Origin of the sequence: Mariniflexile fucanivorans, from assembly GCF_004341235.1 — a bacterium.
GTDB classification, from domain to species: Bacteria; Bacteroidota; Bacteroidia; order Flavobacteriales; family Flavobacteriaceae; genus Mariniflexile; species Mariniflexile fucanivorans.
Genome location: NZ_SLUP01000004.1, coordinates 98,245 through 123,854, shown reverse-complemented (window position 1 = coordinate 123,854; position 25,610 = coordinate 98,245). Strand labels below are relative to the sequence as shown.

General features: G+C 32.9%; 21 protein-coding genes. 11 read left to right on the top strand and 10 right to left on the bottom strand.

Annotated elements, in window-relative coordinates:
* Positions 1 to 70 precede the first annotated feature (70 nt).
* Positions 71 to 1,279 carry an MFS transporter gene (locus EV196_RS09725; RefSeq protein WP_132217564.1) on the top strand — a complete coding sequence of 403 codons (1,209 nt, stop codon included), beginning with the start codon at positions 71 to 73 and terminating at the stop codon, positions 1,277 to 1,279.
* Positions 1,280 to 1,281: 2 nt separating this feature from the next.
* Here the strand turns inward: EV196_RS09725 and EV196_RS09720 are convergent, their stop codons facing one another.
* Complete coding sequence (locus tag EV196_RS09720) at positions 1,282 to 1,725, bottom strand: Lrp/AsnC family transcriptional regulator (protein ID WP_132217563.1); 444 nt, start codon at positions 1,723 to 1,725, stop codon at positions 1,282 to 1,284.
* Between the two features lie 125 nt (positions 1,726 to 1,850).
* Between EV196_RS09720 and EV196_RS09715 the strand changes: the two genes are divergently transcribed.
* Positions 1,851 to 2,246: a hypothetical protein gene (locus tag EV196_RS09715; protein WP_132217562.1), complete on the top strand. Its 396-nt coding sequence runs from the start codon at positions 1,851 to 1,853 to the stop codon at positions 2,244 to 2,246.
* Between the two features lie 207 nt (positions 2,247 to 2,453).
* Here the strand turns inward: EV196_RS09715 and EV196_RS09710 are convergent, their stop codons facing one another.
* The gene (locus EV196_RS09710; protein ID WP_132217561.1) at positions 2,454 to 3,053 is read right to left on the bottom strand and encodes a Crp/Fnr family transcriptional regulator; all 600 of its coding nucleotides are present in this window, start codon (positions 3,051 to 3,053) and stop codon (positions 2,454 to 2,456) included.
* A gap of 567 nt (positions 3,054 to 3,620) precedes the next feature.
* Positions 3,621 to 7,127 carry a methylmalonyl-CoA mutase family protein gene (locus EV196_RS09705; protein ID WP_132217560.1) on the bottom strand — a complete coding sequence of 1,169 codons (3,507 nt, stop codon included), beginning with the start codon at positions 7,125 to 7,127 and terminating at the stop codon, positions 3,621 to 3,623.
* Between the two features lie 145 nt (positions 7,128 to 7,272).
* Between EV196_RS09705 and purU the strand changes: the two genes are divergently transcribed.
* The 4 genes from purU to EV196_RS19890 all read left to right on the top strand — a co-directional run bounded on the left by purU (position 7,273) and on the right by EV196_RS19890 (position 9,409).
* Positions 7,273 to 8,127 carry a formyltetrahydrofolate deformylase gene (gene purU / locus EV196_RS09700; protein WP_132217559.1) on the top strand — a complete coding sequence of 285 codons (855 nt, stop codon included), beginning with the start codon at positions 7,273 to 7,275 and terminating at the stop codon, positions 8,125 to 8,127.
* Between the two features lie 43 nt (positions 8,128 to 8,170).
* Positions 8,171 to 8,884, top strand: a complete 714-nt coding sequence (locus EV196_RS09695; RefSeq protein WP_132217558.1) for a DUF4197 domain-containing protein — start codon at positions 8,171 to 8,173, stop codon at positions 8,882 to 8,884.
* A gap of 110 nt (positions 8,885 to 8,994) precedes the next feature.
* Positions 8,995 to 9,186, top strand: a complete 192-nt coding sequence (locus tag EV196_RS09690; protein ID WP_132217557.1) for a Lacal_2735 family protein — start codon at positions 8,995 to 8,997, stop codon at positions 9,184 to 9,186.
* A gap of 82 nt (positions 9,187 to 9,268) precedes the next feature.
* The gene (locus EV196_RS19890) at positions 9,269 to 9,409 is read left to right on the top strand and encodes a hypothetical protein (protein WP_165876134.1); all 141 of its coding nucleotides are present in this window, start codon (positions 9,269 to 9,271) and stop codon (positions 9,407 to 9,409) included.
* A 6-nt stretch (positions 9,410 to 9,415) separates the two neighbouring features.
* Here the strand turns inward: EV196_RS19890 and pyrF are convergent, their stop codons facing one another.
* Both pyrF and prfA read right to left on the bottom strand, forming a co-directional pair.
* Positions 9,416 to 10,231: an orotidine-5'-phosphate decarboxylase gene (gene pyrF / locus EV196_RS09685; RefSeq protein WP_132217556.1), complete on the bottom strand. Its 816-nt coding sequence runs from the start codon at positions 10,229 to 10,231 to the stop codon at positions 9,416 to 9,418.
* Between the two features lie 31 nt (positions 10,232 to 10,262).
* A complete protein-coding gene (gene prfA / locus EV196_RS09680) occupies positions 10,263 to 11,339 on the bottom strand; it encodes a peptide chain release factor 1 (RefSeq protein WP_132217555.1) in 1,077 nt (358 codons plus the stop codon).
* A 241-nt stretch (positions 11,340 to 11,580) separates the two neighbouring features.
* On the opposite strand from prfA, the gene EV196_RS09675 reads away from it, so the two are divergent.
* On the top strand, positions 11,581 to 12,612 hold the full coding sequence (locus EV196_RS09675; RefSeq protein WP_132217554.1) for a carboxypeptidase-like regulatory domain-containing protein: 1,032 nt from the start codon (positions 11,581 to 11,583) through the stop codon (positions 12,610 to 12,612).
* Between the two features lie 95 nt (positions 12,613 to 12,707).
* Here EV196_RS09675 and EV196_RS09670 read toward each other — a convergent pair whose 3' ends face one another.
* The 4 genes from EV196_RS09670 to EV196_RS09655 all read right to left on the bottom strand — a co-directional run bounded on the left by EV196_RS09670 (position 12,708) and on the right by EV196_RS09655 (position 20,026).
* Positions 12,708 to 15,260, bottom strand: a complete 2,553-nt coding sequence (locus EV196_RS09670; RefSeq protein WP_132217553.1) for an adenosylcobalamin-dependent ribonucleoside-diphosphate reductase — start codon at positions 15,258 to 15,260, stop codon at positions 12,708 to 12,710.
* Between the two features lie 183 nt (positions 15,261 to 15,443).
* Positions 15,444 to 16,400 carry a DUF3078 domain-containing protein gene (locus EV196_RS09665; protein ID WP_132217552.1) on the bottom strand — a complete coding sequence of 319 codons (957 nt, stop codon included), beginning with the start codon at positions 16,398 to 16,400 and terminating at the stop codon, positions 15,444 to 15,446.
* A 76-nt stretch (positions 16,401 to 16,476) separates the two neighbouring features.
* Entirely contained in the window at positions 16,477 to 17,655 is a 1,179-nt protein-coding gene (locus EV196_RS09660) for an AIR synthase related protein (protein WP_132217551.1), read from the bottom strand.
* Positions 17,656 to 17,839: 184 nt separating this feature from the next.
* Positions 17,840 to 20,026: a glutamine synthetase III family protein gene (locus EV196_RS09655; RefSeq protein ID WP_132217550.1), complete on the bottom strand. Its 2,187-nt coding sequence runs from the start codon at positions 20,024 to 20,026 to the stop codon at positions 17,840 to 17,842.
* Positions 20,027 to 20,273: 247 nt separating this feature from the next.
* On the opposite strand from EV196_RS09655, the gene EV196_RS09650 reads away from it, so the two are divergent.
* Positions 20,274 to 21,296: a glutamine synthetase beta-grasp domain-containing protein gene (locus tag EV196_RS09650; protein WP_132217549.1), complete on the top strand. Its 1,023-nt coding sequence runs from the start codon at positions 20,274 to 20,276 to the stop codon at positions 21,294 to 21,296.
* Positions 21,297 to 21,367: 71 nt separating this feature from the next.
* Here the strand turns inward: EV196_RS09650 and EV196_RS09645 are convergent, their stop codons facing one another.
* Complete coding sequence (locus tag EV196_RS09645) at positions 21,368 to 22,315, bottom strand: calcium/sodium antiporter (RefSeq protein ID WP_132217548.1); 948 nt, start codon at positions 22,313 to 22,315, stop codon at positions 21,368 to 21,370.
* A gap of 192 nt (positions 22,316 to 22,507) precedes the next feature.
* On the opposite strand from EV196_RS09645, the gene EV196_RS09640 reads away from it, so the two are divergent.
* From EV196_RS09640 to EV196_RS09630, 3 genes are all read left to right on the top strand, one after another.
* The gene (locus tag EV196_RS09640) at positions 22,508 to 22,867 is read left to right on the top strand and encodes a BlaI/MecI/CopY family transcriptional regulator (RefSeq protein WP_132217547.1); all 360 of its coding nucleotides are present in this window, start codon (positions 22,508 to 22,510) and stop codon (positions 22,865 to 22,867) included.
* A gap of 2 nt (positions 22,868 to 22,869) precedes the next feature.
* Positions 22,870 to 24,891: a M56 family metallopeptidase gene (locus EV196_RS09635; protein WP_132217546.1), complete on the top strand. Its 2,022-nt coding sequence runs from the start codon at positions 22,870 to 22,872 to the stop codon at positions 24,889 to 24,891.
* A gap of 547 nt (positions 24,892 to 25,438) precedes the next feature.
* Positions 25,439 to 25,591: an SsrA-binding protein gene (locus EV196_RS09630; RefSeq protein ID WP_132217545.1), complete on the top strand. Its 153-nt coding sequence runs from the start codon at positions 25,439 to 25,441 to the stop codon at positions 25,589 to 25,591.
* The last annotated feature ends 19 nt before the right edge of the window (positions 25,592 to 25,610 follow it).

The following is a 25,610-nucleotide window of genomic DNA, read 5'->3' as shown; positions in this document are numbered from 1 at the left end:
CAGTCGGACTTTTTTGTTTAAAATAAATATCAGTTAAAAGAATCCCTCTTTTGAAGATAATTAAGGAAAAATGAAAACACTTTTTAAAAGCTATATAAATACATTTAGAGGCCTATCGGAAGAAATATGGTGGCTTGCACTTATAACACTTGTAAATAGAGCTGGTACAATGGTTATACCGTTTTTATCCTTATACCTAAAGGAAGACATGCATTTTACCGTAAGCCATGTGGGCTGGGTTATGAGTGCTTTTGGATTAGGTTCGGTAGCTGGTTCTTGGATTGGAGGTAAACTAACCGACAAAATTGGGTACTATAAGGTAATGGTTAGAAGTTTATTGACCACAGGTGTTTTATTTATTGGTTTACAATTTTTAAACACGTTTGCATCTATTTGCATGGGTATTTTTATTGTGATGCTTGTAGCCGATGCCTTTAGGCCTGCTATGTTTGTGGCGCTAAACGCTTATAGTAAACCGGAAAATAAAATACGGTCCTTAACATTAATACGATTAGCTATTAATTTAGGGTTTTCAGTAGGTCCTGCCATTGGCGGAATTATTATTACTGGACTTGGATATGCTGGTTTATTTTGGGTGGACGGTATTACATGTATTATGGCTACTTTATTATTGATTAAAGTACTGCATCCTAAAAAAGCGAAAGTTTTAGATGTGATTGAAAACAAAAATCCAGTTTCTGCATATAACGATCATGCTTTTATAATATTTCTTGTAGCTATGATGTTGTTTGGTGTGGTGTTCTTGCAATATTTTTCAACCATTACCATTTATTACAAAGACGTTCATATGCTAACGGAACTCCAAATTGGACTTATTTTAGGATTGAATGGCTTCCTAATTTTTATTTTTGAAATGCCTTTAATTAAGTGGTTGGAAAACAGCAGGTACACAAAATTAGGGTTGATGTTTTTTGGAGCTATTTTAACAGGATTGAGTTTATTAATATTAAATTTCACCAATTGGTCTGGAATTTTAGTAATTGGTATGCTTTTGATGACTATTGGAGAAATGATTGCATTTCCTTTTTCTAATGCCTTTGCAGTTCAAAGAGCAAAAAAAGGAAACCAAGGTGAATATATGGCACTTTATTCCATATCGTTTTCCATAGCGCACATTTTTGGGCATAATGCTGGTTTACAAATGACAGCAGCCCTTGGGTTTGATACTACTTGGTATATAATATCTATAATCGCACTTATTTGTGCCATTATTCTATTCGTACTTAATAGACGTTTAAATTCAAAAAAGTTGGTTTAACTTTATTTTATTTCCTTAACTTCTTTAAATCGTGTTACATGAGATAGTACTATTTGTGTCTTCGTTTCACCATAAATAATAAGCTCATCTATAAAGGTTTCTAAGTGTTTTTGGTTTTTTAGTAACACTTCCATAACGATGTTTTCGTTACCCGTAATTCTATAACAATTTAAAACTTCATCATAAGTTTTAACTTTCTCTAAAAATGGTTTCAATTTACCTATAAACGCATGCAAAGTTATTATAGCTTTTAACTGATACCCCATATCTAAAGGAGATACTACCGTTTTATAACCCAATATAATACCGGCATCTTCCATTTTTTTAATACGTTCTGAAACTGCTGGTGAACTAATGCCCACACGCCTACCAATTTCGGCATTGGATTGTCGCGCATTTTCTTGCAAACACCTTAAAATCTTCCAGTTAAGACTATCTAAATTCATTTTTAAAGAAATTTAATCATAATAAATTAATATCTAAAGTAAATATAATCTTTTACTTTAAAATAAAAAGTTGTTTGTTAATTCTTGTTATTAATTTTGAGAGAGTTGCTAAGAAAAATAAAAATATGTCTCCCAATACCCCATCAAACCTATCGGAATTACCTATTTATAAAAAAGCTATTGAGATATTTACCTTATCGCAAAGTATTTCTATGTATTTAAATCATGATTTGTCTGCTTTAAAAAATGATGGAACCGAGGATAATAATATTTATTTTTCTGGTGATATCGTTCAACAATCCATATCATTGGCTCCAGAAATTGTAAATGCCGAATTAGAGCGTTATACAGATAGAAAGTACAAACATATTGCTTCCTTAAGGCGTTTAACAAATATGCTTTATAAAAATTCGTACCGTTTGGAATATTCTAATAGTAATGGAAAGGACTTCTTACCTATTTTACGTAACGAATTAAAAAAATTCAAACAATTGCAACGTACTTGGATGCTTACTTTATAAAAAAAACACACATCGAATAATGTGTGTTTTTAGATAGCATTGTAGAATCAACCACAAAATATCAGTCCTTTTATTGAGAATAAGCAATTAACATATTTCCTGCCCATTAATGATAATTAGTAGCACGAAACTTTTGCTAATGTAGTTTGAACTAAACTTGTTTAATGTAAAAACTGACATTGAAATTGACATATATCAATTTTAATATTAATTTTTCATAAAAACAGGAGTTTCAATTCGCGATAAAGTTTCAGGGCGCATGTTAAGTAAAGAAGCCAAATGCTTTTTAGACAAGCGTTTAATTATTTCTGGATGATTATTTTGTAAAAAATAGGAATACCTATCTTTCGCTGTTGGAATCCGGACCATAAAAGCCCTATATTCAGCATGCATATAATATTCCTCTAGTAAAATTCTATACAAACACGCCATTTCCTTAAAGTTTTCTAATGCAAAATTTAAATCATGGTGGCTAATGCTTTCCGTATAGGTATCTTCTAAACACTCAATATTTTCCAATGCGGGTTCTTTTTTAAAAAAACCCGATATGGAAGTAACCATTTCACTATCTACACTCACCCAGGTAGTAATTTCATTATTTTCATAGTTGAAATAACCTCTAACCAAGCCTTTCCTTATAATATGAAGTCTATCGCAAACTTCTCCTTGTCGTAAAATATAATCACCTTTTTTATAATGTGATGATTTTAAAGCATTAGACAAAAATTTATTAAGCGATTTTGATAATGGATGAATAGAGTTTAATAAAACAATACTGAACAAATGATTGTATGTTGTAGTAGGCATGAATAATATTTTTAATTTAAATATATAACTTTTATAAAAAAGAATGAAAAACCCTTACGTTATTAACATAAGGGTTTAATGAATTTTATAAAATGTTTTCAAATTAATCAGTGATTACATGAGTGTTAAAATTAATAATTGAACTCTCAATTTCAGAATATCTTTCAGATTTAATAATGTTTATTAACCAATCTAAATGATTTTTTGATTGACGTTTAAAGCTGTAAGTAAGTGTTGTTTTCATAAGCATAAGATTTTAATTATTTGGGTAAATAAGTGTTTAATAATTAACTTAAACAGGATAAATTTACACTGGGAATTGGTAATCAAAAAATTTCTTAAAGAAAATTAGTTCAAGGGTTTATATAAATCTATAAGTGGTTTTTATTTGCAAAAAAAGGCGATGAAAAACTCTGTTGAAAAGTTTAATTATAGCTTTACTTAATATCAATTAAATGCTATAATTATATAAGAATTGAAGTGAAAATTATTGAAAATATACTATTGTAAAACAACGTTAAAATAAAAATTCACATATTTTTTATCAAGTAAAAAATGATTCAATGCTTACATATTCCGACGATACTGACCTCCAACCTCGAATAAAGCGTTTGTAATTTGACCTAATGAACACACTTTACAAACTTCCATTAAAGCTTCAAAAATATTTTCGTTGTGAATCGCTTTCTGCTGAAGATCTTTCAACAAAGCTTCGGTGTCATTTGCTTTATGAAGATTTTCCAAGGTTTTTATTTGAGACCGTTTTTCTTCTTCGGTGGCTCGAATCACTTCCGCAGGTAAAACCGTTGGAGATCCTTTACTGCTTAAAAAGGTATTCACACCAATTATTGGAAATGCACCATTATGTTTTAAAGTTTCATAATACAAACTTTCTTCTTGAATTTTACTACGTTGGTACATGGTTTCCATAGCGCCTAAAACACCACCACGATCGGTAATTCTGTCGAATTCTAGAAGAACAGCTTCTTCTACTAAATCGGTTAATTCTTCAATAATAAACGACCCTTGAATTGGGTTTTCGTTTTTTGCCAATCCTAATTCTTTATTTATTATAAGTTGAATTGCCATTGCTCTTCTCACCGACTCCTCGGTTGGTGTTGTAATCGCTTCATCATACGCATTGGTGTGCAGAGAATTGCAATTATCATAAATCGCATAAAGCGCTTGCAAGGTGGTTCGGATATCGTTAAAATCAATTTCCTGCGCATGTAAACTTCTACCGGAGGTTTGAATATGGTATTTAAGCATTTGAGCACGTTCATTGGCATGATATTTAAGTTTCATGGCTTTTGCCCAAATTTTTCGAGCTACACGACCAATAACGGCGTATTCGGGATCGATTCCGTTTGAAAAGAAAAAGGACAAATTGGGCCCAAACTTATTAATATCCATACCGCGGCTTAAATAATATTCCACATACGTGAAACCATTAGACAACGTTAAAGCTAATTGTGTGATAGGGTTTGCGCCTGCTTCGGCAATATGATAGCCAGAAATAGATACCGAATAAAAATTTCGCACATTATTTTTAATAAAATACTCTTGCACATCGCCCATTAAGCGCAGTGCGAATTCCGTAGAAAAAATACAAGTGTTTTGTGCTTGGTCTTCTTTTAAAATATCGGCTTGAACTGTTCCTCGAACTTGTGAAATCGTATTTGTTTTTATCTTTTCATAAACTTCTTTTGGCAATACTTGATCGCCAGTAACACCTAAAAGCATTAAACCCAAACCTTTATTGCCATCAGGTAATTTCCCATTGTATTTTGGTCGTTCTTTACCTTTATAAATATCAACAATTTTAGCCTCAACCTCTTTCTCTAAATTATTTTCTTTAATATATGCTTCACATTGTTGATCGATGGCAGCATTCATAAAATAACCTAAAAGCATGGGAGCGGGACCGTTAATAGTCATACTCACCGACGTCATAGCATCAAACAAATCAAAACCCGAATACAGTTTTTTAGCATCATCTAAACAACAAATACTAACACCTGCATTACCAATTTTTCCGTAGATATCTGGACGTAAATCGGGGTCGTTTCCGTAAAGCGTGACACTATCAAAAGCAGTTGACAAACGTTTTGCAGGCAAACCAGCACTTACATAATGGAAACGTTTGTTGGTTCGTTCCGGACTTCCCTCGCCCGCAAACATACGTGCAGGATCTTCGCCTGTGCGTTTGAATGGATACAAACCTGATGTAAATGGAAACTCTCCTGGAACATTTTCCTGTAATACCCATTTTAAAATATCGCCCCAAGCTTGATATTTAGGCAATGCTACTTTGGGGATTTGCACATGTGAAAGCGACTCAGAATGGGTTTCAATTTTAATATCTTTATCTCTAACTTTAAATGTGTAAATGGGATTTTTATATTTGTTCACTTTATCTTCCCAACCTATGATAATTTCCCAATTGGATATGTCCAGATTTCGTTTTACGCGGTCGAATTCTGCTACTAGAAGTTTGATAAAATCTTTATTTTCATCTGGAACTTGTTTCAGAATTTCTTTGTGATTCAATCCGTTTCTATCAAGAAGAGATGGCTTCGCTTCACTCGCAATGACGTCTAAAACCGACTCCATAGTTTTAAAAATACCATACAGTTTTTGGGCAACTTCAACTTGCTCGTTTGATTTAGCATCATAAGCACGATTATTTTCAGCAATTTCAGATAGATATCTGGTTCTTGATGGTGGAATAACAAAAATCTTTTCACTCATTTCATCTGAAATTGTGAAAGTCGATTTTAAATTGGCCGATGCTTTTTCAACCAATTTGTCCATCACCGCTTTATACAGCGTATTCATGCCCGGGTCGTTAAACTGTGACGCAATGGTTCCGAAAACTGGCAATTGCTCTTGTGGTGTGTCCCAAAGATTGTTGTTACGCATGTATTGTTTTTTCACATCGCGCAAAGCATCCAAAGAACCACGCTTGTCGAATTTATTTATGGCTACTATATCGGCAAAATCGAGCATGTCTATTTTTTCCAATTGGGTGGCGGCACCAAATTCTGGTGTCATCACATATAAAGACACATCGCTGTGTTCTATAATTTCGGTGTCAGATTGCCCAATACCAGAAGTTTCTAAAATAATTAAATCGTATTCGGCAGCTTTCAGCACTTCAATAGCTTCGTGCACATATTTTGACAAAGCCAAATTAGATTGTCGCGTTGCCAAACTACGCATATAAACTCGTGGATTGTTTATGGCATTCATACGAATTCTATCACCCAAAAGAGCGCCACCAGTTTTTCTCTTTGAAGGATCAACGGATATAATACCGACTGTTTTTTCAGGAAAATCAATTAAAAATCGACGTACCAATTCATCTACCAAACTAGATTTTCCTGCGCCTCCTGTACCTGTTATCCCAAGAACGGAAGCTCCCCCTAACCTCCCCGAAGGAGAGGAACGCTCACGCTTTTGGGAAAATACAGCATTGAAAACTTCTTGGTTATTTTCGGCTAAAGAAATTAATCTAGCGATAGTATTAATATCTTTATTCTTTAAGTTTTCTAAAACTTTATTACTACCTAATTCTAATAACCAATCTCCATCTTCATTACAAACTTTTCCAGTTGCGTGTTTCCCTCCCTTGGAGGGACTAAGTGAGGCTTTCACCAAATCGTTAATCATACCTTGCAACCCCAATTCCCTACCATCATCTGGCGAATAAATTCGGGTGATACCATATGCCATCAATTCTTTAGTTTCTGAAGGCAAAATAACACCGCCACCGCCGCCAAATATTTTGATATGTTCTGCACCTCTTTCCTTCAACAAATCGAACATATATTTAAAATATTCGTTGTGCCCACCTTGATATGAGGTTAAACAAATGGCATTCACATCTTCTTGAATGGCAGTATTTACCACTTCTTCAACGCTTCTATCATGCCCCAAATGAATGACCTCTACCCCTGTAGCTTGTATAATGCGACGCATAATATTAATCGACGCATCATGCCCATCAAATAAAGATGCTGCGGTTACAATTCTAACTTTATGCTTTGGTTTATAAGGCACTATCTGCATCATTTTAAATAAAATTAATATTTGACACTCAAATTTACGAAATATTCAAAAAAACAAAGTATTTATAAATGATTATCTAAAATTATAATCATCCCCTATCCGTATCTAATTTTTAGGTTAATTTTGAACTTAAATCATTTCAAATAAAATGCAAAAGATCACCATTTTAATTCATTGTAAAGACCGCCCAAATATTATTGCTTCTGTTACTAATTTTGTTGCCGAAAAACAAGGCAACATTGTTTATATAGATCAGCATGTGGATAGAGAGCAAAATATCTTTTTTATGCGTTTAGAAAGTGAATTCATTCATGACGGTTTTACTGCTGATGGTTTTAGAGAAGCTTTTAAAAGCACGTTGGCCACAACTTTTGGAATGAAATGGCGCATATACTCATCGGCTAGAAAACCTAAAATGGCCTTATTTGTTTCAAAGTACGATCATTGTTTATATGATTTATTAGGACGTTACAACTCTGGTGAACTTAATTTAGAAATCCCTTTTATAATAAGTAACCATTTGGATTTGAAACCCATTGCCGATAGTTTTAAAATTCCATTTCATCATATTCCTGTTACTAAAGACACCAAGGAAGCCGCTGAAAAAACACAATTAGAATTATTAGAAAACGCTAAAATTGATTTTATAGTGTTAGCGAGATACATGCAAATTATTTCAGAAAAATTAATCACAAAATATCCAAACAAAATAATTAACATTCACCATTCTTTTTTACCTGCTTTTGTTGGCGCTAAGCCTTACCATTCTGCTTTTAAACGCGGTGTAAAAATTATTGGAGCCACAAGCCATTATGTGACCGAAGAATTAGATGCGGGTCCTATTATAGACCAAGGTGTTACACAAGTTACTCACTCGCATTCTATTGAAGATTTAATTGCCAAAGGACGTGATTTAGAAAAAATAGTTTTGGCCAATGCCATTAAATTACATACCAACCGAAAAGTTATGGTTTACAATAATAAAACCGTTATTTTCTCATAAAATATTATATTTACCATTCTTTAAAAACCCAAATTCAAAAATCATGATTCGTAAAATTTTAGTATTGCTTTTAGTTTTAAATGTAACTGCTTGCGCAGAATTACAACAAGTTGTTAATCAATTACCTCAAGGTGGCGTTGGCGTTGGCGTTGGCAATGATGAAATTGCATCTGGTTTAAGACAAGCTTTAGATTTGGGTATTGAAAAACAAGTTACAAAACTAACCCAAACCGATGGTTTTTATAAAAATGACTTGGTTAAAATTTTATTACCCGAAGAATTACAAAAAGTAGATAAAGGCCTTAGAGATATTGGCTTAAACAAATTGGCCGATGAAGGCTTAAAAGTACTAAATAGAGCCGCTGAAGATGCTGTAAAAGAAGCGACTCCTATATTTGTTGATGCTGTTAAAGGCATTACATTTGCAGATGCTAAAAATATACTAATTGGTAACGACGATGCTGCAACCCAATATTTAAACGGAAAAACCCAAACAGCTTTATACGCTAAATTTAACCCTGTAATTAAAAATTCTTTTAATAAAGTGGGTGCGGACGAAATTTGGGCAAATCTTATAAATAAATACAATAGCATTCCATTTACTTCAGATGTTAATCCTGATTTAACAGATTATGTTACTGAAGAAGCTTTAAAAGGTGTTTATACCATGATTGCTGTTGAAGAAAAAGAGATTCGCAATAATATTGGCTCTAGAACTACTGATTTGTTGAGAAAAGTGTTCGCTTTGCAAGACTAAAACAAGCTTAATTATTGACTATTTTATAGTGGTTGAAAAAAAAATTAAATATTTTTTTTCATTTAAGAATAAAAAATGTATATTTAATTATCTGTTATTCAGCATTCTATATGAGCGTTAATGAAATTATAAAAAATCGTCAAAAAAAACTCGATGAGCAATATAAAGAGCTGATGGAGCAAGCATACAATTTTCGTCAAACAGATTCTGAACTTAGCGACCTTGCTGAATTTCGTGCTATGCGTTTACTAAACAAGCTAAATACCCTTCGATATTTCTCTAGAAATCAAGTGAAATATTAGTTTCATTTTTTTTTATTAATTCTTTAACTATTTAGTTACATCCAAAAGACATAAACTTCCGTACTTTATACAAAAAGAAGTTATGAGTACACATTTTTGCAAAGTTGGCAAAATTAAACCTAACCTAAATAAGTTAGTGAGTTTAAAAGAATTTGAAAAAAGAATTTCAAATTTTGTTGAAGACATTAGTAAAGTTGATTATCCTAAAACTATAAACGGGTAAAAACCTTTATTGCGATAAAATAAGTTGCATTTCCTGTTGAAGCTCTTTTGCTTTTTCAGCTGCTACTTGTGCAAAATCTTCGCCATTTGAAGCGTAAATTATGCCTCTGGAAGAATTTATTAGCAAACCAACGTTATCCGCCATTCCATATTTACAAACTTCTTGTAAATTACCACCTTGCGCTCCAACGCCAGGTACGAGTAAAAAACTATCTGGAATTATGTTTCTAATATCAGCTAAATATTCTGCTTTGGTGGCTCCAACAACGTACATTAAATTTCTAGAGTTTTTCCAAGTTTTTGAGGTTTCCAACACTTGTTTATACAACTCTTTTCCATCAACAGTTTTCGTTTGAAAATCGAAAGCACCTTGGTTAGAGGTAAGTGCTAATAGAATGGTATGTTTATCTTCAAAAGCCAAAAAAGGCTCTACAGAATCTTTTCCCATATAGGGCGCCACAGTAACCGAATCGAACGCTAAATCTTCAAAAAACGCTTTGGCGTACATGGTACTTGTGTTCCCTATATCACCACGTTTCGCATCGGCAATTGTAAAAATATCTGGATGGTTCTCGTTTAAGTAATTGATGGTTTTTTCTAAAGCTTTCCAACCTTTTAAACCATAAGCTTCATAAAACGCAGTATTCGGTTTGTAAGATACACATAAATGATATGTTGCATCAATAATCGCTTTATTGAAAGCGAAAATAGGATCTTCTTCCTTTAAAAGGTGTTTTGGAATTTTATCCAAATCGACATCTAACCCAATACACAGAAAAGATTTCTTTTTTTGAATTTCAGAAATTAGTTGGTTCGTATTCATAATTTATTTTGCCACGAATTCACGAATGTTTTTATATCACATCACTATTAGCTTTCAACTTTTCGGTGTTTTCTGCTAATTGTAATTCGTCAATTATTCTTTGGATATCACCATTAACGATGTTTGATAAATCGTAAAGTGTTAATCCAATTCTATGGTCGGTTACACGTCCTTGTGGGTAATTGTAAGTTCTAATCTTCGCACTTCTATCACCCGAAGTTACCATCGAACCACGTTTTGCTGCATCTGCTTCGTTTTTCTTTGCTAACTCCATTTCGTATAAACGAGAACGCAATACTTTAAAGGCTTTTTCTTTATTTTTATGTTGCGATTTTTGATCTTGACATTGTGCCACCAATCCGGTTGGTAAATGCGTTAATCGAACTGCTGAATAGGTAGTATTTACCGACTGACCACCAGGACCTGATGAACAGAAAAAATCAATTCGTACTTCTTTGGGATTAATTTCCACATCAAATTCTTCAGCTTCAGGAAACACCATAACGGTTGCTGCACTGGTATGTACACGCCCTTGTGTTTCGGTTTGTGGCACACGTTGTACACGATGTACGCCTGCTTCAAACTTCAAGGTTCCGTAAACATCTTCACCTGAAACTTCAAACTGAATTTCTTTAAATCCTCCGTTGGTTCCTTCACTAAAATCCACAGTATCAACCTTCCAACCCTTGCTTTCGCAATATTTGGTATACATTCTAAACAAATCGCCCGCAAAAATACTTGCTTCATCACCACCAGTTCCCGCACGTAATTCTACGACTGCATTTTTAGAATCTTCCGGATCTTTAGGTATTAAAAGAAATTTAACTTCGTCTTCTAATTTAGGAATACGCTCTTTAGCTTCTTCATATTGCATTTTAGCCATATCAACCATTTCTGGGTCTGCACCTTCCGAAATAATATCTTCAGCCTCCGCTAAATTATTGGTAACCTCAATATATTCATCGCGCTTTTCCATCAGCACCTTTAAATCTTTATACTCTTTATTTAATGCGATGTAACGTTTTTGGTCGGTCATAATATCCGGTTGGATGATCAAATCGCTAACCTCATCAAAACGCTGTTTTACTATTTGTAATTTGTCTAACATTTACCTTTTTAAATTGTGTGGCAAAAATACGATAATTTATGAATTTATAATAGTTGATATGTTAGTATTGAAAACTATGTTGATAATAGGATTAAATTGGAATTTACTAAACTAAGTTACATTGTAAATTAGCATACTTTTTTAGCAATTGAAACTTGACTTTGGTAGAAAAAAGCATAACTTAGTTTAACATAAAACATAAAGCATTGAAACAATGTCATTTTTAAAGTAACCCAATTAAATGATACCTTATAAAATAACCAACCAAAAATCAATCTTATATTTACTAGTTTTAATAATGCTTCTACAAATTGATATCTGCTTTTCTCAAAATCAAATATCAGGACATGTATTTAGCGCTAAAGATTCAACGGCAATATATGGCGCATCAGTATATTTTGACAGAACAAGTATTGGGGCTTCTACAAATGATAAAGGTTACTTTAAAATTTTATTTGAAAAAAGCAATTCATCGCTCATAATAAGTTCAATTGGATACGAAACTGTCATCATTAACCCCCAAAATATTCTTATTAATAAAACTTTACCTAACATTTATCTTTCTGAGAAATCAGAGGATTTAGAAACCGTTTATATAGAAATGGATTCATGGAGTAGATCAAAAAAACTCGAAATATTTAAACGAGAATTTTTAGGAACTAATAAAGCAGCTAAATTATGCGACATAATTAATGAGAATTCGATTAAGTTAAGGTACGTTAACTCATCGAACACACTAATTGCAACTTCCAACGAACCTTTAATTATTGAAAATAAATATTTAGGATATACTTTAAAATACAGCTTAAGAGATTTTCAAGTGAAGTTTAAAACAAACGAAAAAGACTCAACCATGCCTCTATCGATTAACTATCATGGTTTTAGTTTTTTTGAACCATTAGAAAATAAACTATCAGGGAAAATTTCAAGAAACAGAAAGAAAAGTTACCTCGGGTCGACTTCCCATTTTATGAAAGCACTTTATTTAAAAGAACTTGATGAAAATAACTTCAAAATTTACTATCAATGGGTTCAAGTCCCCACTTATGAGTATTTTGAGATAACGGAGTATGAAAACACAAAACATGTGAAACTTCTTGTAAATGAAATTCAAATTAGATATAAAACCTATGAACAATCTTTTCTGATAGCTAAAGATGTATTTACTATTGATTATTCGGGACATCTTGACCCGCCTGAATCTATTAATATAAGGGGTGAGATGTCTAAAAAACGTATTTCAGAACTTTTACCTTTAGGCTACGAGCCATAATAGCATTGAAAAGTTGGTTTTTCAGACTCATTTTAAATTAAAAAAGGAAGCCAATATAAAACTGGCTTCCTTTATCAATACTATAAAAAAATTAATTATCCACACTTAGAAGAACCGCAATCTTTACAAGTTAAGCAGCCTTCTTGGTATATTAAATTCTCAGATTTACAATTGTCGCATTGGTAACCTTTGGCCTGTGTACCATCTTCTACATAGCGTTTTAATGCACGACCAACCCCATTTTTCCATGAATTGATAAATGCACTATCCAGTTGTAAGCTATTAATTAAATCGACAATTTTATCAATTGGCATACCGTGGCGTAAGGTACTTGATATAAGCTTCGCATAATTCCAAAATTCTGGATTAAACTTATGCGACAGACCTTCAATAGTTGTTTTATAACCACGCGTGTTTTTATATTGAAAATCGTAACGCGATGTACCATCTTCATTTCTATTCTTAATAATTAACCCTTCATTCACCCAACGTGGTATTAAAATACCATCTTCATCATCAGCCAAACCTGTAAAAATTTCATATGGTTTACCATCAATTAATCCAATAAAGGCAATCCATTTTTCTTTACTATTTTGAAAACGAACCACATCGGCATCTAAAACTTGTGGCCGTTTTATGGGGAATGGTGTTAATGAATCTTGTGCTTTTTCTTCTTTATCATCATTAGCAAGCAACACACCTGAACGCGACCCATCTCTATAAACCGTTACACCTTTACAGCCTACCTCCCATGCTTTTAGGTATAATGCGCCAACTAACTCTTCATTTACATCATTTGGTAAATTAATAGTTACACTAATGGAATGGTCTACCCATTTTTGGATAGCACCTTGCATGCTCACTTTGCTCATCCAATCCACATCATTAGAAGTGGCTTTATGGTAAGGCGATTTTTTTATTAGTTTATCAATTTCTTTTTGAGAATAATTTTTAGAAGTATCAATGCCATTTACTTCCATCCATTGCTTAAAACGGTGATGGAATACAACGTACTCTTCCCAAGAATCTCCCACTTCATCCACAAAATCTACACGAGCTTCTTTATCGTTTGGGTTTACTTTTCTTCTACGTTTATAAACTGGTAAAAACACAGGTTCAATACCCGATGTGGTTTGCGTCATTAAACTGGTTGTACCTGTTGGCGCAATGGTTAATAAAGCGATATTTCGTCTACCATATTCCAACATTTCATAATACAACTTGCTATCAGCTTCTTTTAAACGATTTATAAACGGATTGTTTTTTTCCCGTTCGGCATTAAAAACCAAAAATGCACCACGCTCCTTTGCTAAATGCACCGAACTTCTGTAGGCTTCAATAGCTATAGTTTTGTGCACTTCCAGCGAAAATGCATTACCAGCTTCGCTACCATATTGAATACCTAATGCTGCCAACATATCACCTTCGGCAGTAATGCCAACACCGGTACGTCTACCTTCTTCAGCTTTCTTTTGTATGTTAACCCATAAGTTACGTTCAGTTGCTTTAACTTCATCCAATTCTGGATCTTCATCTATTTTAAGAAGAATATTATCAATTTTTTCTAATTCCAAATCGATGATATCATCCATAATTCGTTGTGCTGCTGCCACGTGTTTTTTGAACAAATCGAAATTGAAACTCGCTTTCTCAGTAAATGGATTTTCAACATAAGAAAACAGATTGATTGCCAATAATCTACAAGAATCATAAGGGCACAACGGGATTTCTCCACAAGGGTTTGTTGAAACGGTTTTATAACCTAAATCGGCATAACAATCTGGCACCGATTCATTGATAATGGTATCCCAAAACAAGATACCAGGTTCGGCAGATTTCCATGCATTATGAACTATTTTTTTCCACAGTGTATTGGCTTCAATGGTTTTAGTAACCTTTGGATTAGCACTAAATATGGGGTATTTTTGAGTATATTCCGTTCCATTTTTAACGGCTTCCATAAACAAATCGTCTATTCTCACAGATACGTTTGCACCAGTAACTTTACCCTGCTCTAACTTCGCATTGATAAAATCTTCTGAATCTGGATGATTGATAGATACCGATAACATAAGTGCACCACGACGTCCATCTTGTGCTACTTCTCTCGTCGAATTTGAATAACGTTCCATAAAAGGCACAATACCTGTAGATGTTAACGCTGAATTTTTAACTGCGGAACCTTTAGGGCGAATGTGTGATAAATCGTGACCTACACCTCCACGGCGTTTCATGAGTTGAACCTGCTCTTGGTCAATTTTCATGATGCCACCATAAGAATCTGAATCTCCTGAATTTCCAATAACGAAACAGTTTGAAAGTGATGCTATTTGGTATGGATTACCAATTCCTGCCATAGGGCTACCTTGCGGAACAATGTATTTAAAATCTTTAATTAAATCGAAAATAGCTTGTTCAGAAAGTGGATTTGCATATTTCTTCTCGACCCTTGCTATTTCTTTAGCAATACGATGGTGCATATCATTCGGGGTTAACTCATAAATATTACCTTCAGAATCCTTTAAGGCATATTTATTTAACCAAACACGTGCAGCAAGATCATCTTGATTGAAATAATTTAGAGAGGCTTCGAAAGCTTCGTCTTGGGAATAGGTTTTAGGAGGGGTTTTGGTAAGTTCTGGATTCATTTGTTATTTTAATTAACGGTTATTAATTGAGACCGTAAAATAACAAAAAAAATAACACTTATCACATGATTAAAATCATGAAGTTTACACCTAAAACAGGTTAAATATATGATTTTTAGCGTTTTAAAAATTTATTAACATAAAAAAGTTAACAAATTTATTTGCTACAAAAAAAGTAGTTGATTAGAAATTTACAGCAAAACCAATACCTAAGTACTGTTTCCACTGCACTTTAGCACCTGCCTCAAAAGTTTCACCATCAACATCTGTTTCTGTAGTTTTAACATCATCATCGTATATTATGTACGATCCAAATGTTGCTTTTACAAAATTATTTACCTTAAAATCGAAATCTAATCGCCAATCAACATCTATATTTCCAAAATTATTTATGTAATCGGAATAAAGACTCACTTGCTGTTTTACTTTGATGTTTTTAGCAACATCCATTTCGTAGGTATTGTTTATTAATACACCTAACTCTCTTTTGATGCGCTCCCCGGGTATTACAATATTACCATCATCATCATAAACTGCTGGTTCTACACCAAATTTACCCGCATTCGCTAAATTATCATCTAGTACAAATGTTGCTTTCAATGTTAATGGAGATATATATAAAGACATTTTATCTATATTCTTTCCATATTCCATACCACCACCAAAAAATAAATATCCGGGCGCTAATAATCTTGAAATAGGCGTTTCTGTATTTGGGTAACTATAACCATTGGTCAATTGTGTTGAAAAATTAAGTTTTGCAGAATAGTACCAATTCGAGACACTATCTGGCTTAAAACCTATATCAGAATTAATTTCAAATTTATCCTCCGTTTTACGAAGTTCTCTCGCTTCTTGCTTATTAATACCATACTTAATTGCAGCATTATTTCTCCATGAAAAAAACTTGTCAGTATAATTAGCCGATGATTCCATGCCTAATAAACCAGAAATGGAGTTACTACCACCAGCATTCCAATTAACAAAAGTTACTTGATTTAAATTAGCAGAAACTTTATTTTTTCGAACCCAAATAGGTCCATCATATACTGCTGCTTTTGTTTTTAAAAATAAGGTATCAGGTTGAGATTGTGCAAGCTGAGAAAAGAAACAAACAGCCATCAATAAAACATACTTCATAATACTATTAGGGTTGGTTTTGACAAATTACTTTTCTATCAATAATCATTCCGTTTTAAGGGTGAAAAATAAAAATCTAATAAGTAAACTCACCAAATTCACTTTTTATGGTAAGCTTTTTAGCTTTTGACGCTTCAACACGACCAATAATTTTGGCATCTACATTGAATTCTTTTGAAATACTTATAATGTTTTCTGCAATTTCTGGCGTTACATATAATTCCATTCTATGCCCACAATTAAACACTTGGTACATCTCTTTCCAATCGGTTTTAGATTGCTCTTGAATTAATTTGAAAAGCGGCGGAATGGGAAACATATTATCCTTTATAATATGGAATTCATCAATAAAATGAAGAATTTTGGTTTGTGCACCACCAGAGCAATGCACCATGCCATGAATTTGATTCTTGTTATATTCAGAAAGTATTTTTTTAATAATGGGTGCATACGTTCGTGTTGGCGACAATACAAGTTTACCAGCATCAATTGGAGCGTCTTTTACAGCATCCGTTAATTTCACATTACCAGAGTAAACCAAATCTTCGGGTACTGCAGCATCAAAACTTTCAGGATATTTATCAGCTAAGTAGGTGTTGAACACATCGTGTCTTGCTGATGTTAATCCGTTACTACCCATGCCACCATTATACGATTTCTCGTAAGAAGCCTGCCCGAAGCTTTCTAAGCCTACTATAACATCACCTGCTTTTATATTGGCATTATCAATAACATCGCTGCGTTTCATACGAGCCGTTACGGTTGAATCTACAATAATGGTACGCACTAAATCGCCCACATCAGCAGTTTCACCACCTGTTGAGTGAATGGTGACTCCGAAATTTTTTAATTCTGAAATTAATTCTTCAGTTCCGTTTATAATTGCCGAAAGCACTTCACCAGGAATTAAATTTTTATTTCTTCCGATGGTTGAAGATAGCATAATATTATCGGTTGCTCCTACACATAACAAATCGTCTATATTCATTATTAAGGCGTCTTGTGCAATGCCTTTCCAAACTGAAATATCGCCAGTTTCTTTCCAATACATATATGCCAAAGAAGATTTTGTTCCTGCACCATCGGCATGCATGATTAAGCAATAAGCATCATCATTTGTTAAATAATCCGGAACTATTTTACAAAATGCTTTTGGAAATAATCCTTTATCGATGTTTTTGATGGCATTGTGAACATCTTCTTTTGATGCCGAAACGCCACGTTGTGCGTAACGCTTTGAAACTTCTTGACCCATAGTAGTGTATTGAGCTGCAAAGTTAATTTTTTGAATTAAAAAATCCCGCTTTTTACAACGGGATTTTATTAATTGTTACTTGCCTTTAAGTTGAGCAGCGTAGGGATTGCAGTGGAAATCCTTTTTTGAGGCACGAAAAAAAGATTGCAGCGAAAAGCCCGACCCTTGGGTAACGCCCAAAAAATTAACGTGTAAACAACAGCTCTCTGTATTTTGTTAGTGGCCAAATTTCATCGTCTACCAATAATTCCAGCTTATCGCAGTGCTTACGTATATCATCGAACAATGGTTTTACTTCGTTACAGTAGGCCAATGCTTTTTCTTCTATATTTTCTATAGTATTGGCTTTTCGGCGTGCGTCGGTCATTTTAGTAACATTGGCATTTATACCTTCTATATGACCTGAAATTTCTTCAATTAAACTAATTTGCTCTTTTGAAACGTTTTTGAATTTTTCTCCAAAAATCTCTTTTAAGCCTTTTACATTTTCAATTAACATATTTTGGTATTTAACTGCTGTTGGCACAATGTGGTTACGAGCAATATCCCCTAAAACACGTCCTTCTATTTGAATGTGCATGATATAGGCTTCCATTTCAATTTCGTAACGTGAGTGCGATTCGATTTTACTCATCACATTCATATCTTCAAATAGGGCTATTGTTTTTTTGGAAATTTTAGCTTTTAAAGCCTCTGGCGTACTTTTATTGTTGCTTAAACCGCGTTTTTTCGCCTCCTCTTCCCATGCTTTTCCGTAACCGTTTCCTTCAAACAAAATGGCTTTAGTGGCTTTTATATATTCCCGCAGCACATTAAAAACTGCTTCGTCTTTTTTCAGTCCTTTTTTATCAATGAGTAAATCGACTTCTTTTTTAAAATCTATCAACTGTTTTGCTACAATAGTATTTAAAACCGTCATGGGGTTTCCGCAATTTGCTAAAGACCCAACGGCTCTAAATTCAAATTTGTTACCAGTGAAGGCAAACGGTGATGTTCTATTTCTATCCGTATTATCAAGTAAAACGTCTGGTATTTTACCAACAACGTTCAATTTGAGCTCTGTTTTTTCTTCTGGCGACAATTTTCCTTTTGTAACGCCTTCTAATTCTTCTAAAACTTTGGTTAATTGTTGACCAATGAATACCGAAATGATAGCAGGAGGCGCTTCGTTGGCTCCCAATCTGTGGTCGTTACTTGCCGATGCGATACATGCTCTTAACAATTCCTCATTTTCATGAACTGCTTTTATGGTGTTGATGAAAAAAGTTAAAAACTGAAGATTACTCATGGGTGTTTTTCCTGGCGATAACAAATTAACACCCGTATCGGTTGATAATGACCAGTTATTATGTTTTCCAGACCCATTAATACCAGCAAAAGGTTTTTCGTGGAATAATACTTTGAAATTATGCTTTGATGCGATTCTCCCCATAATATCCATTAATAAGGAGTTATGGTCTACAGCTAAATTAGCTTCTTCAAAAATGGGTGCTAATTCAAACTGATTTGGAGCCACTTCGTTATGACGGGTTTTAACTGGAATACCCAAAAGCATACATTCGGTTTCCAATTCGCGCATAAAATTTAAAGCCCTGTTTGGAATGGAACCAAAATAATGGTCGTCTAACTGTTGGCCTTTTGCCGATGAATGCCCTAAAAGCGTTCTACCTGTTAACAATATATCTGGCCTGCTTGCCGCTAACATTTTATCAATTAAAAAATATTCCTGTTCCCAACCTAAAGAGGAAGTTACCTTTTTTACGTTTTTATCAAAATATTTACAAACATCGGTAGCCGCATTATCAACGGCATTTAACGCCCTTAATAAAGGTGTTTTATAATCCAACGCCTCACCTGTATAAGCCACAAATATGGTTGGGATACAAAGCGTGGTACCATATATAAAGGCGGGCGATGTAGGATCCCAAGCGGTGTAGCCTCTAGCCTCAAAGGTATTTCGAATACCTCCATTGGGGAAACTTGAGGCATCTGGTTCTTGTTGCACCAACTGGCTACCACCAAATTTTTCAATAGCCATACCATTTCCAACAGTTTCAAAAAAAGCATCGTGTTTCTCGGCAGTGGTTCCTGTTAAGGGTTGAAACCAATGTGTATAATGTGTGACACCTTTAGATAGCGCCCAGTCTTTCATGGAAGACGATACTTGATCTGCAATATTTCTATCAATTTTTTTACCAAATTGAATGGCATTCATAACGCCTACAAAGGCATCTTTGGTTAAATATTGACGCATGGTGTTTTCGTCAAAAACGTTTTTCCCGAACAAATCTGAACGACGCTCTTTCTCTTCAACCAAAACCGGTTTATTAGCCAACGATTCTTTTATAGCATGAAATCTTAAAGTAGACATGAGTTCTATTAAATTAAGTTAATATTTTTCACAAAAGTAATAATATAGTAAACAATTTTTGCTTTTGGCGTTTAAGAATTTTTCAATTTTTAAATAAAAAAATATACTTTTTTTAATAGATGCCTCAAAAAAATAGGGTATAAATAAAAATAACTCAAGTTTTTAGATTAACACCCCTTCAAATATGAAGTGTCTCAATAAAAATATATATTTGTTGAAACATTATTAATTTCTCATTAAAAAAATTATGGCAAAAATTAAATTAGAATACATTTGGTTAGACGGTTATTACCCAACTCAAAACATGAGAAGCAAAACCAAAGTAGAAGAGCATGAAAACTTTAAAGGAACTCTTGAAGAAATAGGAAATTGGTCTTTTGATGGGTCTTCTACAAGACAAGCAGAAGGTGGATCTTCAGACTGTTTATTAGTGCCTGTAGCTATTTATCCAGATCCAGAGCGTATCAACGGTTATTTAGTAATGACTGAAGTTTTTAACGCAGATGGAACACCTCACGCTTCAAATGGTAGAGCCACCATTGATGATGACAATGATGATTTCTGGTTTGGTTTTGAGCAAGAATATTTTATAATGGATACTGCAACACAATTACCTCTTGGTTTTCCTGTTGGTGGATATCCAAAACCACAAGGTATGTACTACTGTTCTGTTGGTGGATTGAATACTCATGGTAGAGATTTAGTGGAAGAGCATGCAGATTTATGTATTCAAGCTGGTTTAAACTTTGAAGGAATTAACCAAGAAGTTGCTTGTGGACAATGGGAATTCCAATTGTTTGCTAAAGGTGCTAAATTAGCTGGTGACGAACTTTGGATTGCTAGATATTTACTAGACAGATTAACTGAAAAATATGGTTACTTTATTGAATACCACCCTAAACCACTAGGAAAAGATATGGATTGGAATGGTTCTGGTATGCACGCCAATTTCTCAAATTCTATATTAAGAACTTGTGGAGATAAAGAGGTTTATGCTAAAATATGTGAAGCTTTCCGCCCTGTTGTTGAAGAACACATTGCCGTTTACGGTGAATTTAACGACCAACGTTTAACTGGTTTACACGAAACAGCATCTATCCATGATTTCTCTTGGGGAATTTCAGATAGAGGTGCTTCAATTCGTATTCCATTAATCGCTGTTAACAAAGGCTGGAAAGGTTGGTTAGAAGACAGACGTCCTGCTTCAAACGGTGATCCATATAAAATTGCAGCAAGAATTATTAAAACTGTTAAATCTGCTAAGGTTTAATTTACATACATTTTGTTCATAAAAAAAGGGTTTGCAGTTTGCAAACCCTTTTTTTATATTTATTTACTGTTTTACTTTCCTGCCGTAAAAAGTAAAAACATAAAAACACCGTAAACAAAGACTAAAAAGAAACCTTTAGCGCGGTTAATTTCAAACTTTTTACGCAACATTACTAACGGAAATAATACAAAAGAAAAACCTAACATCCAGAAAATATCACTGGTAAGTATTAAAGGTTCTGTTACAGGTATTGGTTTTACAATAGCTGTTAAACCTAAAACCGATGCAATATTAAAAATATTGGAACCGATAAGATTTCCTAATGAAATCGCTTTTTCTTGCTTTGCAGCCGCTATTATAGAGGCAGCCAATTCAGGAACACTTGTTCCTATAGCAATTAAAGACACACCTATTACGGCTTCACTTACCCCGATCGATAAAGCTATTTCTTTTGCACCTGTTACCAACCATTCGCTTCCAAAATATAATGCCACTGCACCAATAAGCAACCAGGTCCCTATTTTAAAATTAGAAACAACAGATAAAGTTTCATCAACTTCTTCAACTACAGTATCGTTTTTTGTGTTTTTTATTAAAAATATTAAAAAAAGAATAAGCCCTATAAAAAGCACCATACCTTCAATAGCAGAAAGCATTTGGTCATTTTTAAGAAAATAGTACAACACTATAGAAAAAACCATCATGACAGGCCAATTGAGTCTGTAAAAAGATTTATCTACCGCAATGGTTCCTACCATCGCAGTAACACCTAACACCAAACCTATATTTGCGATATTGGAACCTACTACATTGGTAATGGCAATGGCAGGAGAACCCGATAAGGCAGCTTGTAAGCTTACCAATAATTCAGGCACAGAAGTGGCAAACGAAACAACCGTCATCCCTATAACCATTTTAGATATATTAAATTTAAATGATAATGCCACAGACGACCTAACAAGGAACTCCCCGCCTACTACTAATAAAGTAAACCCTAATACAACCAAAACTATACTCATTCTTCTATTTTTTTGCGAAGATAAAAAGAAAGTGAAAGGTGAAAACTGAAAAGCGAAACCTTTTTTTGAAAACTTAAATTTTAGTTAAATAACTAAATATATAGTTTCATAACTATAAAAATAGTTATATGTTTGTATTATCGAAATTAAAATGATAAAAGACTCCTCTTTAGGGGAAATAAAAAATATTCAATGGAAAAGTTAACAAACAAAGAAGAGGAAATTATGCAGATATTATGGAAGCTGGAAAAGGCTTTTGTAAAAGATGTTTTAGCTGAAATTACAGATGAAAAACCGCATTACAACACCCTTTCTACTATTATTAGAAATCTTGAAGATAAAGGTTTTGTAAGCTATATTGCCTACGGAAAAACACACCAGTACTTCCCTATTGTGAGTAAAGAAGATTACAAAAAACGATTTATGACAGTGGCTATCGACAATTATTTCAATAATTCCTACAAAAACGTGGTATCATTTTTTGCTAAGGAAGAAAAAATTAGTGTGGAAGATTTAAAAGAAATTATTGCATTAATTGAAAAAGACCAATAATTATGGAATATTTACTAAAAGTTAGTGCCATTATAGCCATTTTTTATTTGAGTTATAAGATATTCTTGCAACGGGAAACCTTTTTTGAACAAAACAGATGGTTCTTATTAATGGGCTTAATCACTTCGTTTTTGTTGCCTTTTTTAGTGATTCCTATTTATATTGAAGCAACACCTTTAGATTTTTCTGGATATGTTTTTGAAACTACCTCTGTAAACGAAAACTTTGAAAAACCATTTAATATTTTAGATTATTTGCCATTAGCTTATGGTATTGGTGTTTTGTTTTTTTCAATTCGTTTTTTAGTTCAATTTACATCTTTAGCACTTGTAATTTTTAAAAATCAAAGTGGAAAAACAGGTCGTTTTATATTTATTAAAACAACCAATAGCGTGTCACCTTTTTCGTTTTTTAATTGGATAGTTTACAACCCAGCTCAATTCAGTAGTACTGAACTTGAACAAATTATTACCCACGAAAAGGTGCATGCCAACCAAAAACATTCACTAGACATACTTTTAACTCACTTAAGTTGCATAGTACTTTGGTTCAACCCATTTATATGGCTGTTTAGCAACCTTTTAAAACAAAATTTAGAGTTTATAGCCGATAAGGAAACCGCAAAACAAACTTCCTGTAAAAAAAACTACCAATACACATTACTTAAAACAAGTATGCCATCTCATCAAGTGGCTTTAAGTAATTCTTTTTATAATTCATCAATCAAAAAACGAATCGTTATGTTACAAAAATCAAAATCAAAAAAAATTAATCAATTAAAGTATGCGCTAATAATTCCTGTTTTGGGCTTGTTTTTAATGAGCTTTAATAACAAGGAGGTTTATGTTGAAAAATTAGAAGTCAATTTAGAAAATGTTAATCAAACTGAACCTGAACCTCCTTTATATTTTGTAGATGGGAATGAAACATCAAAAAAAGACGTTGAAAGTATTAATCCTGAAAATATTGATTCTATTAATGTTTTAAAAGGAAAAGTTGCCATTGAAAAATATGGCGCTAAAGGAAAACATGGCGTGGTTGAAATTACTACTAAATGGAAAACTGAATTTATAATAGGAAAACCAATGGATAGTGTAAAAGTAACTGGATATGCCCAACCCCAAGATTCTGTCTTAAAAACAAAGATTGGAACAAAAATAAATGCTACCAATAACGAGAATCAATTAAATCCTTGGAAAATAACTATTGGGAGGAATGCTGTTTCTTATCCAGATACTGACACCTTAAAGTGGCAGCCCACTAAAAAAAGGGTTGGTTTAAATTGGGTTTCAGAGGAAGAAAACAAAGTAAGTCTTTCTAGTACAAATGAATCTAACATAAAAATGGCTTCATCTAATGGCAAAGAACTATTATACTTTATTGACGGAAAAGAATCTAAAAAAAATGAAATGGATAATTTACAGCATTATAATATTGAAAGTATTAATGTTTTAAAAGATGACATGGCAATAGAAAAATATGGTGAAAAAGGAAAATATGGCGTCATTGAAGTTACAACCAAAAAAAAACCGAGGAGTGAATGGAAAATTTCTACTGAAAGAAATACTAATGTGATTTATGCCAAAAAAGACACTATTTATGTTCAAAAAAAACCTAATTTATTTAAAGAACTTGACACAAATAAAAATAATCAACCACTATATTTATTAAACGGAAAAGAAATTTCAAGAAAAGAATTAGGTAAACTAAATGAATTAAACATAGAATCTGTTTCAGAAATTAAAGACAGTAAATATGCTATAGAAAAATATGGTGAAAAAGGAAAATATGGCGTTGTTGAAATAAAAACGAAAACTGATAATTCCAAAACTCCAATTGTTAAAGTTATTGGTAAAGCTATATACATACTTGATGGAAAAGAGGTGAAAAAAGAAGTATACGATAAAATATATCCAGACGAGATAGAGTCTGTAAATGTTTTAAAAGGCAATGCTGCCATTAAAAAATACGGCAACAAAGCAAAAAACGGCGTTGTAGAAATAACAACTAAAAAGAAAGAATAAAGTAACTTTCATACCACATCCTTATAATGTACTCTGAAAGTTTAAAATACTTTGGAGTACATTTTTTTTGATAATAATTAACGAATTTCAAACTTCAAATTTCTGAAAATAAAATAATAAAAAAAGATAATAATCACAAATTACAGGGTTTTTGAAATAAACTGCCCCTTGCTTTTAAAAAGCAGTTCAAAAAATCCCTTATAAATGTTACAAATTACAACTAAAAATTAAATTTATATTTTATATTATAACAAGGAAATAGGTATTGAAACAAAAAATATAATCATTTTTATTTATATGATTACATATTTGTATTCAAATTTACAGATTTTAATAAAACCATTAGGAAGATATTTTAGCAAAAACGTAACTTGAATAAACATTAATGTTATTAAACTTTTGCTAACCTTAAAACCTTAAAATTATGATTACACTTGCTAAACTTATAATCATTATCATACTCATGATTATATAAACAAAGAAAATGTAGAACTTAGTCTAGAATAAGTTTTACTATTTTTGTCTTCACAAGAAGCGTTTAAAAAAAATGAAAAAGCAAGTATTCAAATTTTTAGCGAAGGTTAACAAACTAATCTTACCCAGTTACTCTAAACAACAATTAGATTTAGCTAAAGCCACCAAACTTCAAATGGCTATTATTGGCTGGAGATGGTTTGTAACCAAAAATGCGCTGGATTAAACTTTACATTTAATAACAT

What these genes read in the sequence shown, in the direction of transcription:
- EV196_RS09645 (WP_132217548.1), bottom strand. Translation starts at nt 22,315, where the DNA reads ATGAGTATAGTTTTGGTTGTATTAGGGTTTACTTTATTAGTAGTAGGC.
- prfA (WP_132217555.1), bottom strand. Translation starts at nt 11,339, where the DNA reads ATGTTAGACAAATTACAAATAGTAAAACAGCGTTTTGATGAGGTTAGC.
- EV196_RS09720 (WP_132217563.1), bottom strand. Translation starts at nt 1,725, where the DNA reads ATGAATTTAGATAGTCTTAACTGGAAGATTTTAAGGTGTTTGCAAGAA.
- EV196_RS09640 (WP_132217547.1), top strand. Translation starts at nt 22,508, where the DNA reads ATGGAAAAGTTAACAAACAAAGAAGAGGAAATTATGCAGATATTATGG.
- EV196_RS09670 (WP_132217553.1), bottom strand. Translation starts at nt 15,260, where the DNA reads ATGAATCCAGAACTTACCAAAACCCCTCCTAAAACCTATTCCCAAGAC.
- EV196_RS09715 (WP_132217562.1), top strand. Translation starts at nt 1,851, where the DNA reads ATGTCTCCCAATACCCCATCAAACCTATCGGAATTACCTATTTATAAA.
- EV196_RS09650 (WP_132217549.1), top strand. Translation starts at nt 20,274, where the DNA reads ATGGCAAAAATTAAATTAGAATACATTTGGTTAGACGGTTATTACCCA.
- EV196_RS09695 (WP_132217558.1), top strand. Translation starts at nt 8,171, where the DNA reads ATGATTCGTAAAATTTTAGTATTGCTTTTAGTTTTAAATGTAACTGCT.
- EV196_RS09655 (WP_132217550.1), bottom strand. Translation starts at nt 20,026, where the DNA reads ATGTCTACTTTAAGATTTCATGCTATAAAAGAATCGTTGGCTAATAAA.
- EV196_RS09665 (WP_132217552.1), bottom strand. Translation starts at nt 16,400, where the DNA reads ATGAAGTATGTTTTATTGATGGCTGTTTGTTTCTTTTCTCAGCTTGCA.
- EV196_RS09630 (WP_132217545.1), top strand. Translation starts at nt 25,439, where the DNA reads ATGAAAAAGCAAGTATTCAAATTTTTAGCGAAGGTTAACAAACTAATC.
- EV196_RS09710 (WP_132217561.1), bottom strand. Translation starts at nt 3,053, where the DNA reads ATGCCTACTACAACATACAATCATTTGTTCAGTATTGTTTTATTAAAC.
- EV196_RS19890 (WP_165876134.1), top strand. Translation starts at nt 9,269, where the DNA reads ATGAGTACACATTTTTGCAAAGTTGGCAAAATTAAACCTAACCTAAAT.
- EV196_RS09705 (WP_132217560.1), bottom strand. Translation starts at nt 7,127, where the DNA reads ATGATGCAGATAGTGCCTTATAAACCAAAGCATAAAGTTAGAATTGTA.
- EV196_RS09725 (WP_132217564.1), top strand. Translation starts at nt 71, where the DNA reads ATGAAAACACTTTTTAAAAGCTATATAAATACATTTAGAGGCCTATCG.
- EV196_RS09675 (WP_132217554.1), top strand. Translation starts at nt 11,581, where the DNA reads ATGATACCTTATAAAATAACCAACCAAAAATCAATCTTATATTTACTA.
- pyrF (WP_132217556.1), bottom strand. Translation starts at nt 10,231, where the DNA reads ATGAATACGAACCAACTAATTTCTGAAATTCAAAAAAAGAAATCTTTT.
- EV196_RS09635 (WP_132217546.1), top strand. Translation starts at nt 22,870, where the DNA reads ATGGAATATTTACTAAAAGTTAGTGCCATTATAGCCATTTTTTATTTG.
- EV196_RS09690 (WP_132217557.1), top strand. Translation starts at nt 8,995, where the DNA reads ATGAGCGTTAATGAAATTATAAAAAATCGTCAAAAAAAACTCGATGAG.
- EV196_RS09660 (WP_132217551.1), bottom strand. Translation starts at nt 17,655, where the DNA reads ATGGGTCAAGAAGTTTCAAAGCGTTACGCACAACGTGGCGTTTCGGCA.
- purU (WP_132217559.1), top strand. Translation starts at nt 7,273, where the DNA reads ATGCAAAAGATCACCATTTTAATTCATTGTAAAGACCGCCCAAATATT.